General features: G+C 41.4%; 9 protein-coding genes. 1 reads left to right on the forward strand and 8 read right to left on the reverse strand.

Going from position 1 to position 12271, the window contains the following annotated elements; translation table 11 throughout:
- Nucleotides 1–55: 55 nt before the first annotated feature.
- Nucleotides 56–790 (reverse strand): DUF3667 domain-containing protein, encoded by a 735-nt coding sequence (locus tag WH223_RS06195; RefSeq protein WP_340046672.1) that lies wholly within the window; start codon nucleotides 788–790, stop codon nucleotides 56–58.
- 202 nt (nucleotides 791–992) lie between these two features.
- Between WH223_RS06195 and WH223_RS06200 the strand changes: the two genes are divergently transcribed.
- Nucleotides 993–1895: a PhzF family isomerase gene (locus tag WH223_RS06200; RefSeq protein WP_340046673.1), complete on the forward strand. Its 903-nt coding sequence runs from the start codon at nucleotides 993–995 to the stop codon at nucleotides 1893–1895.
- Nucleotides 1896–1956: 61 nt separating this feature from the next.
- On the opposite strand, the gene WH223_RS06205 is transcribed toward WH223_RS06200, so the two are convergent.
- The 7 genes from WH223_RS06205 to WH223_RS06235 all read right to left on the reverse strand — a co-directional run bounded on the left by WH223_RS06205 (nucleotide 1957) and on the right by WH223_RS06235 (nucleotide 12131).
- Nucleotides 1957–4314 (reverse strand): TonB-dependent receptor, encoded by a 2358-nt coding sequence (locus tag WH223_RS06205; RefSeq protein WP_340046674.1) that lies wholly within the window; start codon nucleotides 4312–4314, stop codon nucleotides 1957–1959.
- A gap of 7 nt (nucleotides 4315–4321) precedes the next feature.
- Nucleotides 4322–6685, reverse strand: a complete 2364-nt coding sequence (locus WH223_RS06210; RefSeq protein WP_340046675.1) for a TonB-dependent receptor — start codon at nucleotides 6683–6685, stop codon at nucleotides 4322–4324.
- A 33-nt stretch (nucleotides 6686–6718) separates the two neighbouring features.
- On the reverse strand, nucleotides 6719–7981 hold the full coding sequence (locus tag WH223_RS06215) for a hypothetical protein (protein WP_340046676.1): 1263 nt from the start codon (nucleotides 7979–7981) through the stop codon (nucleotides 6719–6721).
- A gap of 84 nt (nucleotides 7982–8065) precedes the next feature.
- Nucleotides 8066–9283, reverse strand: coding sequence for a hypothetical protein (locus WH223_RS06220; RefSeq protein WP_340046677.1), 1218 nt, complete (start codon nucleotides 9281–9283; stop codon nucleotides 8066–8068).
- Nucleotides 9284–9297: 14 nt separating this feature from the next.
- Nucleotides 9298–10395 (reverse strand): hypothetical protein, encoded by a 1098-nt coding sequence (locus WH223_RS06225; protein ID WP_340046678.1) that lies wholly within the window; start codon nucleotides 10393–10395, stop codon nucleotides 9298–9300.
- 30 nt (nucleotides 10396–10425) lie between these two features.
- Nucleotides 10426–11322 (reverse strand): hypothetical protein, encoded by an 897-nt coding sequence (locus WH223_RS06230; RefSeq protein WP_340046679.1) that lies wholly within the window; start codon nucleotides 11320–11322, stop codon nucleotides 10426–10428.
- A 101-nt stretch (nucleotides 11323–11423) separates the two neighbouring features.
- On the reverse strand, nucleotides 11424–12131 hold the full coding sequence (locus tag WH223_RS06235) for an HmuY family protein (RefSeq protein WP_340046680.1): 708 nt from the start codon (nucleotides 12129–12131) through the stop codon (nucleotides 11424–11426).
- Between the last annotated feature and the right edge of the window lie 140 nt (nucleotides 12132–12271).

Below are 12271 nucleotides of genomic sequence, written 5' to 3' on the forward strand. Positions count from 1 at the left end.
GGCTCATTGTTTTATCAATGAGCCTTCTCAACATCTTAAATAATTTTATAAAAACTTATGCTGCAAAATTCTTAATCAAAAAGTCAATAAAGAGACCAAGAAATGCAACAAGAAAAGAGAAACTAAGCATACCTAAAAGGTAAGCGCCTAATGCTTTAAAATAGTTTTTCTTTTTTGACCCATCAAAGAAATCACCAATAGCCCAAGTGGCATATATCAAAAAGATGACAGACCCAGTAATATAAAAAGAGACATGCGTTAGGCCTTGCAGGACAGTAGCAATTGAAAAAACTAACATACACACCCCCATCACGAAACACAAAAGGATTAAGATTTCATAGAGGTTATAATCATAATTCCTAAAGAACAACCTGATCCACAAACCAATAAAAATGCTCATCATCAGATTTGAATAGCCGTAATGGTCGTTAACCCATTTATCCAAATAATTAACAGCGCTACCCCCATCCGTATTTTGAAAACTGATATAGCTCGTCTCCACATGGAAAGCATGACTCAATAAAGAATAAATCAAAGAGGTAACGATAACAAAAATAATCGGTTTAACCAGTCGGGTTCTATTCTCAGAAATAAAAGAACGCACCGTCTTCCCCGGACGTAAAATCAGCTCCTTCACGGTATAAAAAATTCCTTTTTCTAAGTGTAAAACATGCTCAATCTCATGTTTAATATAATGACCATTAATGCGGTCTAATTTAGCTTTCTGACCACAATTTGAGCAATACTTCCCAGTAATTACTTCATTGCAGCTCAAACAATTTTCGGCCATATAATTTCAAATATGTTAATTTTTTAAGAATGGTATAGTGGGAGCAAATATACTGATTTAGGTAATTCGCTGATATTCGTTTGAACATTAAATCGATAGTTTTTTTCATCAAGAAAATAGTAACACAGCAAAACATGCACGACTAAATGAGTCGATTTATGTAGCTTTACGATAAAAGCCTACAGCGTAATAAAAATAGACCATGCAAAAACCTATCATATACCAAATTGACTCCTTTACAAGACAAAAATTTAAGGGTAACCCAGCAGGCGTTGTGCGTCATGCCGAACAATTGAATGAACATGAAATGCAGGATATAGCACGCGAACTGAATAATTCAGAAACCGCTTTTATCCTTGCCTCTACGAATGCTGATTACGATTACCACATCCGCTATTTCACGCCGACAACAGAAGTACCAATTTGTGGACATGCAACCATTGCGGCCCTCTATGCCGTAGCACTAGAGGATGAGCTATCAACCTGCACCTTGCATATTAAAACACAAATAGGTATCCTTCCAATCTTTGTCGAAAAGATAGACGACGACTATGAAATCACAATGACCCAAGGTAAATTTGAATTAAGCCCAGAGCTTTCACTCGAAAACCAAGCGAGACTCCTACAGGGCTTAGGGCTAGACATCGCCGACCTTGCCGATAATTGCCCTATACAAATTGCCTCGACAGGACATTCGAAAGTCATGATAGGCATTAAAAGCCGTAAAAAGCTAAATCAGCTTCAGCCCAGCGCGGAAGCACTAACAGTACTCAGTGAAGTCATCAATTGCAATGGTTATTTCGTGTTCACCTTAGACACTGATCAGGCCGCTGTGTTTAGCTATGGCCGAATGTTCGCACCTGCGATTGGCATAACCGAAGATCCCGTGACCGGAAATGCGCACGGCCCACTAGGAGGCTACCTCGTGCAGCACGGACTTATCCCTATAACTGGAGATACCGTAAAATTTACTGGTCGCCAAGGCGAAGCTATTCACCGACTAGGTGAAGTACATGTCACTGTAAACCTTGAAAATGGAGTCCCTTCACGTGTACAAATCAAAGGACAAGCGGTTGCGATCTTTAGAACCTCACTCCTATCGTAAAAAGACAAAAGCGTCCTTTCACAAATCGGAAAGGACGCTTAAAATAGAAAAAGAAAAGAGATTAACGTTGTATACGGTATCGTGCACCAACCATCCAAGTTCTCCCTGCCTGTCCAGGCATCAGCTCATGCTTAAAATCAAGTATATTATCCACATTAAAGCGTAAACTCACACGATCACGCAAAATAGACTTCTCTACATAAGCATGAAGTAATAAGTGCTCAGGCACAAAAATATCATAGCGGTCAATAAAACCATTATTATTGTAATCCGCAAAAGGGTACTTACCCCGGTAATTGGCGCGCAAGGAAGCGTTCATCTGCAAAGGCTTAAACTGATAGAATAATCGTGCATTAAACATATGACGCGAGCGATTCAGCATTCCCCAATAATCAGCAGCAGTAGGCTCTTTAGAAACCCCTGTTTTAGGATCATGAATTTTCTGATTGTAAGGCCAGTTTCCGGCACGTATACTATCTTTCACACTCAAATCTTTCGCCATTAAATATTGATAGCCTAGCTGAAATTGCAAATCTTCTGTCACCTGCCACTGCACACTGGTTTCAACCCCTTTATTCGTTGCTTTAGGCAAATTCTGATAACTATAGATTTGACTTATCTGCGTCCCTGTCGCTACAGGAACGGCATCAATCTGGTTACGCAGATAATGGTAGAACAGACCTGCTTCAATCAGCACAGAAGCCGTCGGTTTCCATTGTGTGCCCAAATTATACGAAGTACTGCGCTCCGGTTTAAGGTTTTGATTTAAACGATCCGCCAAATGAAATACCTCACTAATTTGTCCAGCTTCTTGCATCTGCCCTAATGTCTCTTTCAACAGCTCATTACCAATAACCATATAATTGGCCGAAGGGTTATAAAACACCAAGTAGCGCATGCGATAGTCTGGCGCTTTAAATCCAGCACCGATGCCTCCTTTTACGGAGATATGCTCATCAAAATAATATTGAAAACCAAAGCTCGGGTTAACTTTACCACCATAACTATTTGTACGGTCATAACGCAATCCACCGCGTAAGTCTAGCTTTTCACCGATACGCTTATCCGCTTGTAGGTAAGCAAACATCGTTGACAAAGTCGGCACTTTTCCCATAGCGCGGTCGTTCATATCCTCAAGGCTTCCACCAAGCCCCCCCGTAAGATTAAGCCCACTACGGAAGTTCTTCGCAAACTGTTGCTCCACACGATGTACCGTTTGGATAAACTTTAACCCCGTACTTCCCTCCTCACCTTTCCACGTATTATACTGGTCTACATTATAATTGGACAGATAATAGCGACTCACCGAGCGTATGCCCGAACGAAAGGTATGGTCCAAGCTCAAGGAAAAGTTAATATCACGTTCATCTTGGGTATCTTTCGCTTGCCAATCGCTATCCCAATTTTTCTGCATATCAGAACTCCGAGCACCATAACGGATGTTCGTACCGATGTAAGTATTTTTATGTAGCTGATAGCGCACGCGCGACTGTAAGTCCAAATTTCGATACGGAGGACTCGACTGTCCCGACTGTAAATAAGGATTTGTATTGAAGCCATCTGTTCGGTAATAATTGGCACTAAAGTGGGCCGATCCACGCTGATGATCAAAAGGAGTTTCCGCATCCAATGTCGCATCCAACATGTTAAAGCTCCCGTAGTTTAAAGCAAGCTGCGCCTGCGGCTCTATCGCCCCATAGCGGGTAATAATATTAATAGCGCCACCCATAGCATCACTCCCAAAAAGACAAGAAGAAGCTCCTTTGACAATCTCAATACGTTCAATATTGCTGACAGAAATACGTGATAAATCGAAATTACCATTATTACGCCCCACCATCGGTTGGCCGTCAATCAATACCATCACATACTCACTACCGAAACCCTGCAATTGAACACCTACCGATCGGCTGCCGCCGGAAATATTATTCACGATGGCAATACCTGTTTGTTCCTTCAGCACCTCGTCTAGGCGTCGGCTTCCCATCAGCTCAATCGTACGACGCGTTATCACTTGCACCGGCATAGCCGAACGGCTAAGCTTCAACAATTGATCGGGTGACTCCTGCTCATTCATCTTTTGCTTGACAAGAACCTCCTCGATACTTTTACCCTGACTAGCCACCTGTATCCACTTCACCGCATCCTTCCCCACTTCAATAAGCACCGTATCTACAAAATCCGGATAGTCGATATGACTAATCCGGATGCTATACGTGCCAGGATAAAGATTAGGAATAGAAAAATTCCCATCCTTATCTGTTGTTGTCCAATGTTTATCGGGTTCCAAAGCTACTGTAGCACCCCGAAGCGCTACAGTATGCTGGTTATACACCTTTCCTTGCAAGTTGCCCGTTTGCGCCCAACTCGTTGTTTGCAAACCCAACAAAAACAGGAGACTTAAAAATAATATACGCATCTGTCTCCTAGTTATCTTTATATACTTGATATGTTAACCCAACAAAATATACACGCCCTGGCTGGAAAGGCATCTTCTGATCCACAAAGTTCAACATGTTCTCACTCGATGCACGTATAGCTAAGCGCTGTGCAGGAAACTTCTTCTCTACCCCAGCATTTACCAAATAATGACCACGCACGAACGTATCGAAACGATCTAAATACCCATTATTATTGCGATCCGCAAACGCATACTTACCACGGTAGTTCATGCGTACATTGAAGGTCATGTCCAACGGTTGGTACGTATAAAAAACACGTGCATTAAACATATGGTTGGAGCGATTCTCCATGCCCCAATAGTCTTTAGCGGATGGCGTATAATTCACCGTGCCTCCTTTAGGATCAAACAATGGCGAATAGAATTTCCCACCTTCACGAATCTCGCGTGCAATGCTACGATCTTTCGCAATCAGATATTGGTAGCCTCCACTAATCTGCAAAGCAGGTATAGGGCTATAAGAAAACGAAAAATCACCTCCTTTATAGTAAGCTTCCGGATTGTTACGATACGAATAGATTAATCCGCCAGAAACATCGGTACCAATCAACACACGGTTGATTTGATTTTTGATATCATGATAAAAAGCACTCGCCTCGGCACGCAACTTACGATCTGAACTTTCCCAGATTAAGCTAAAATTATAAGACTTACTCATCTCTGCATTTAGCGCTTTACCCTTGATTTCATCATAAATAGGCTCTAGCTCATACTGACTTACTCTACCGCTTTCGCGTAAGGTATTGATAACATCACGCATCGTATATGTCCCCAACAACATACTATTGATACTAGGATCGTAAGAAACTTGGTAAAGCTTTTTCATATCAGGAGCTTTAAAAGCTGTTCCATAAGCCATTTTTGCCGTTAAGTTGGGCAAAATCTGGTAACGTAAAGCGGCACTAGGATCCAAGCGCCAACCGTAATCTACAATCTGATCGTAACGCAAACCAAGAGTAAGCTCCAATTTTGGTAAGATATTCCAATTGGCTTGCGAATAAGCGAAATAAGCTTTAATCTTATTGTTGTTGGTTAATATATTTTGATCAATCTGCTCCAAAGTACCACCAAAACCAGTAATCACATTTAAACGATCTGGAATGGTATAGGCTACTTGCTGCTCAAAACGGTGTAAATTCTGACCGAAGTTAGTCTGATTAAGACTATCCCCCTGACTTAAAGCTACAAACATATCCACATCAAAACGTGTATAGTAGTAACGTGTCATACTGCGCCAACGTTCGTTAAAACGGTGATCAAAATTGACCATTAAGTTCAAATCTTTCTCGTCCAGCACATCTTGTGATTGATACTTGGTGCCCGAAAAAGCTTTATCCATAAAACTACGTCGTAAACCATAGCGCACACTAGTAGAGAAAGTATTATGCTCATCAAACTTATAACGGAATCGTCCATGCGCCGCATAATTATCATAAGGAGGCAATGTGCTTCCTTTGATTAATCCTTTTGACGTATTGAAACCGCCTGTATGGTAATAGTTTCCTCCTGCGGAGAATGTACCTTTCCCATTAAGAATTGGCGCTTCACCATCCAAAGAGATATCTGCCGTTTCGTTACTGCCGTAGCTTCCCGAGAAAACAGCCTGTGGAGCGGTCACCACCTGGCGGGTAATCACGTTGATAGTACCTCCCAAAGCATCGCCACCATAAATAACAGCAGCCGATCCTTTTGTAATTTCTACCCGTTCGATATTAGTCACACTTATACGCGACAAATCAAGGTTACCATTGTTACGCCCTACGATAGGCTGTCCATCAATCAAGACCAAGATATATTCACTCCCAAATCCTTGCATCTGTACCCCTACGGCACGAGCGCCTCCACCGATATCGTTCACAATAGCAATACCCGTTTGCTCCTTCAGCACCTCATCCAAACGTCGACTACCCATCAATTCGATGGTACGACGATCGATAACCGTTACCGGCATGATAGAGTGTTCGATTTTAACTAAAGTTTCTGTGTTTGCATTGATCTTACGGCCTTGCACCGTCACCTGATCAATTTGTTGCTGATCGACCTGCAAAACAATAGTTTCATTATTTTTCGCACGCGACAAGTTAAGCAGGATACTTTTATAACCTATTGCTGTCACACGGACAGCTTGTGTTGCTTTACTTAACGTCAATGCATAGCTCCCCAGAGAATCCGTCTGTGTAGAAACCGTTGATCCCTCGAGGCTTAATGTGGCCCCTTGAATGCCATGCCCCTGCGCATCAACGACCTTTCCTTTAACCAGTGCCTGCTGTGCCTTTAATGTCGTCGTCATCGAAAAAACGAAGACCAAAAGGGTTATATATAATTTCATAATCTAATCAATTGTTATAGCGATGATTCCCTTTTATTTTTTCGTTTTCAGATTCCTGCTACCATCCTTTTGAATAAAGTAGCGGAAGGTCATAAATGGACTTGGCCAATTAGCATCAGTCAACACCTCTGGCGCTCCTTTATACATACTAATCAACTGCATCTTACCATACAGATAGCTCCCATCAGGCTGTTGTAAACGCAGGTAATACGCACGATATGGATAGGGTTTCGCAATAGACGTGCTCCCCATCTGATACCAAGCATTTACGCCCGTACCAAACTGTGATGCATAGCTAATCAATAAATTATCAGCCGGTCGGCTATCAAAAAACTCATCTTCAGGAGCTTCGTCCATAAAATCATAACCATATTCATACATGATAAGCGACGATTTAGTAATAGGGCTCCCCGTGCTAGGTCCCATTTTGTTACGGCCGTTATTCAAGAAGATGGTGCTATTCATCTCCCCTGTGAAAGCGATATCCCATTCATCCGTTTTCAGGAAACGCGCCGAATCGGCCGCATCACGCACAAAATGTTGCCATCCATCTTTAAATCGGAAAACAAACAAACTATACATCCCGGCAGCTTTACCACTTTTACTAAAATGCAACTGAATAAAATTCTTGTTTTGATTGTAATCTGCATTTTGTGTCATCAGTTCCCATGCCTTCCCGTTGTACATATAAACCCGTAAGTTTTCGTTATCACGGTATGCCCAACCTACAGCAGGCCCCACAGGTGGCGTACTCAAGAAACCTCGCCAATTGACTTTTATATTTTCTTTCTGCGCGGCCTGCGGTGCTACCTTGATCTCCATCTGATACCAGTTGTTGCTCCTACGGATATAGTGTAAGTTGTCGCTCGTGTTTAGATATGCCTCGTTGTTTGCGGCTGTCGCCGGATGCGCGGTCGCATTAGGCAGCCATTTTATAGCTTTCTCGCGAGCACGAACTTCCGCTTTCCACGTTTCTGCAAGCTTTCCTTCCGGATCGACATCACTACCCTCAGCAGCGTTGATAACCTCATTCCCTCGGCCCACAAAACGAATAGAATCCGTCCAGCTCGACGTATAATAACGCTGGCGTAAGTAAAGATCGCCCGCCTCGAGGCGTTCTTCCCAACCATCGGTCGCCAACGTATCACCAGGTAAATCATACACTACCGTGCTATTGGCATCTTCGAAGTTGGGCGTTAAATCTTCTAGCTTATAACATGCACTAGCCAAGATCAGGACCAAGCACATCCCAAACACCTTCTGAAGGCCACGTTGTTTAAAAAATTTGATTTTCATAATCGTAGATAAGGTGTGCCGTCATCATCTATTGATGAGGACGGCACACTTTCGTATAGATAACTTTGAAATAATCCCTACAGCTTAGTTAGCCTTTAAAAAAAAGGTGCCTGCTGGCATCGGGAAAGCCTTCTTTGCAACAGTTGTTCCTTTGATATAGAAAACAAAGTTTACTGCCATCAAAGGGTGTGGAGAATTAAGCAATGGTGCTGTTGCTTTATGCTTCACTTCACTACCATTAATCGTTAAATCCTTCGCTGCAACATTTAAGAACGACATAGACGAAGAGCCTGATGTATGGAATACATACTCCACACGTACTAGATCTTTCAGCTTATAATAGCTTGCTATTTTACCATCATAATCGTCACGTATATTTTCAAAACTTAACAAAACATCATCACCAACACGTAAAGGTGTTTTAAGCGAAGGGAATTTGAAATCTCCTTTTAAGTAAGAAGGTGCTGGCGGGCCAATATTTACTTTATCGCCTTCTACCGTATAACCGTTCATCTTTAGGATCATCTGGTGAATCCCCGTATCTTGTACGGAAGTGAACTTCGGAAACGCCGATACAATTTTGTTCTCCGTAAGCGTCTCTATTTCCGACTCCACCTCAAAACCATCTTTCAAACGCTTGATAAACATGCGGAAATCTTTCTTATCTCCTTGTCCTGTCAAGAAATACTCCCCTTCAACGGTAAATTTTTGAGGCGTAACAAACGTGCTCAATGGCATCGACACCACTTTCCCACTGATGGAATATTGCATATCAACATTTGCAGCCGTTGGGTCATTACCAACAAAGAAATAAAGACCAGTTGGGTTTGGTGCCCGTAGCGTGTAATAACTATCCAACAAGGCATATCCCCAGTTTACCATTGGGCCTATATTCGCCTTACGGTAAATAACAGGTACCGGGTGGTTCGTTTGCGGTGCTAAACGGTAAGTTTTCGTTGTCCCATTTTCTGCAGTCACTGTAAATACAGTTTTGTTATTGAAAGGAACAGATTGTCCAGAAGCTGGAAGTACTGTTGCCCCCGCTGCTACTTGAATATGAGGTGTAATAGATGCTGGCAATGGTGTCGCTGGATCCCAATAAATGCTAATACTATCACCCGATATAACAGCATTTAAAGAGTCAATTCCTTTATATTCACTGGCTATTTTAAAACTTAACACATCCGTGTAAGGTCTTTTTAGTTGTTCATAGTTTGTCTTTTGACAAGACAAGAAGAATAGGGACGAACAGGCTATACCAACACCCCACTTTATTATACTTTTCGTATTTATATTTTTCATCTTTCTTTTGCGTTTTAGTTGGCCTTAGCTTTTATTTCAATATCTCCATTAATAACTACGGTACGTACATCCTTTCCATAACTATGTGCATAGTCGAAGTACATAATCATCTGGTTACCTTCAATTTGATATTGACCTAAAGGCACTTCTGGCATTAATAATTTCACTTCTCTACGCGTCTGACTAACCACTTTTACTGGAATTGCAGTTTTCATAAGCGATGCTGGGAATGTTGAAGGAACTTTCTTAACATCCTCAAATTTTAAATAAACGCGATCTAGCTCAACATAAACACCTTGGCCTGAAGTAGCGCCAAATGCGTTCGGAATGATGGATAAGGTATCGCCAACATGATACGTTTTGGGAGCTGAACTATTAAAGAATGTAGGGAATGGCTGTCTGTACACAATCTTCATATCAGGCAACTGTGTTGTACGACCTTGGTGCTCTACCTCAACTTTGTAATCACCTGCCATCGCTTCGGGAACTAAGGCAACCGTCATTGTATATACATCTGCACTTGGGGCAACGGACACAATGTTGGTAAAATCTTTATATACTTTCCCTGTCGCTTTATCTGTGAACTTGAACTTCGCAAAAGTGCTTGTGGAAGCAAAATTCCCATATACATAAAACCAATAAGTCGGTGCACTTTCTATCGGGTTAGTATCCGCACCCGTCTTTGTATAACCAGCCTTTAATGGTGTATTAAAAGGTAAAAACTGCTGCGTCATCGTGTACGTACGGATGGTATTATCCTCCCCTTTAACACGGTAAGTAGCCTCAGAACCTACCCATACCGGATCTACACCTCCATCTAAGTTGATATCGTTACCTGCCTCATCTACGAGCTTCGCGCCCTTATCTAGCTTAATTGCAGGAACCAACATATCCAAACCAAGATAGTATGGAATATAAACATTGATTGTATTTTTATCTTGATCAATAGCCGCCAAAAGCTGCTGTTGACTATTTGTAATTTTAAATTCTAAAATTTTGTTTGATGACTCTTTTTCGAAATCTATCTCTTTAGTCTTGGTACAAGATAAAAGAGTCATAAATCCAACGATACCAATAAAGGCTATTTGGATACGATGCATTACTTGTTTCATTAATGTTATAGTTAATGTAATTAAATCAGTTTATAGTTTTTCTTTTCCGACCGTCACGGAGTTGTTAGACATATTGACGGTTAATGATTGCTTGCGTGCAACAAAGCCAAAACGAGCTTCATCCGCTTTAATCACCATATAACGGAAGGCATAAATAGGCACTTCATACCCTCTACGCATCTGCAATGGGTCGGTAATCCCTTTGTAGATAGACTGTGTTTCAAGCTTCACATAATTGCCTCGCGCAGTTTTGATGATTAACGTACGCGGACGCAAGGGTTTTCCTTGCAAGTTTTTTGCTTTCGGAAAAGTTTTAATCAAATCTTCAGAAAGACAGTATAACATATGGCGATATTGATTAGCCTCTTGGCTTGCCACAGGATCATTCTCATCGTATCCTGTTACTTTATCAGGACGCACAAAATTTCCACCGAAGGTGTATATAACATGCCCCATCTGGTAGGATATTGTTCCTTGCGCATCCAGTCCAATTTCACCAGGTGCTTGGAACAGCAAATTCTCGGGCACATGGGTCACTTTGCTATAAGGTGTATCAAGCACCGCAATTTCAGCAACTGCCGAACTACCATAGCCAATACCTGCCGTACGCCCGTTATTTACACCAATATTACTTCTGAAGATTCCAGAAAACGATAAATCCCAACGTTCAGTCGTTTTATAAAAAAGATTAATCGAAGAGAATCGCTCTAAGCTAAAGAGCATCGGGTCCATAGCATCCAAAGGATTATGACCTGCAGGCAAATTATCACCATAATTGCGGATATATATTTCTCGATTAAAAACCGAGTCACTCATAGGTGTCTCGGGCTCCCAATCATGGCCATTCAGATCGTAAACTTTTCCACAGGATATAAAAGTTAATATCAGCCCAAATAGAAAAAGGGTAATTTTTGTTCTTGGGTGCATACATTGTTTGTAAAATTTCATGTGTAGTATAGGGTTAATAAGGTCCCAGGTCATGCATAAATGCATAACGATATAGCTCCAGTAACTGGTTTTATCAGAAACTAATTTGTATTTAGATTTTTGCTTCCATCAGCCTGTACAAAGTACTTAAATGTTAAATAAGGAGCTGGCCAAAACATATCTGTCACTGCTGGCGGATTGCCCTTATAAACATTTACCAATTGAAGTTTTGCATACTTACCGCTTGGCAAACGTAAAACATAGGTACGGTTGGAATAGGGCTTAAAGATGTGGCTCGTCATATCATAACTATACCAACCTGTTGATTGTGCTCCCCCTACCATACCAATACTACTGATTTGACTTTTATCAAACTCACTGTCGGCAGGTGCTTGCGTAACTTTCTCATACGCTTCCGCAATCATCACAATAGCAGAACGCTCAACAGGACCACCAAAGCCTGGCGTTCCTTCATATTTACGGTTATTAATTTGCACTTCTCCGTTGTAATTACCGGCAAAAGCAATATCCCAAGTGTTCGTCTTTAGATGCGTCGCCGAATCAGATGCCGTACGAATCCAAATCTGACGCTTCTGCTCCAAGCTGTACAAAAATGTATAGAAAGGACGCTTCTCCTTCCCATCAATACCACTCGCAATCGAAGCTTTCGTATCGCCAGCTAAATCTTTCACCAAGACACTCTTCCCATCCTCAAGCCCACGATCGGTGGATTCGTCTTTCTTACAAGCTACAAGCAAAGTTAATGTAGCGATGGTTAAAATCTTATTTAATCTAATTCTAAATAACATATCGCAAATGTGCTTATTATTCCTAAAACTTTATATATGCAATCCGTATTATTTTATAGACGCATTGTATTAAATCCGCCAAATGCGACCTTTTTTGTCAAAATATGACATAATAAGTCTACATAAGACAGGAAGTACTG

The organism is Sphingobacterium sp. MYb382, assembly GCF_037572665.1.
In the GTDB taxonomy this organism is placed as follows: Bacteria; Bacteroidota; Bacteroidia; order Sphingobacteriales; family Sphingobacteriaceae; genus Sphingobacterium.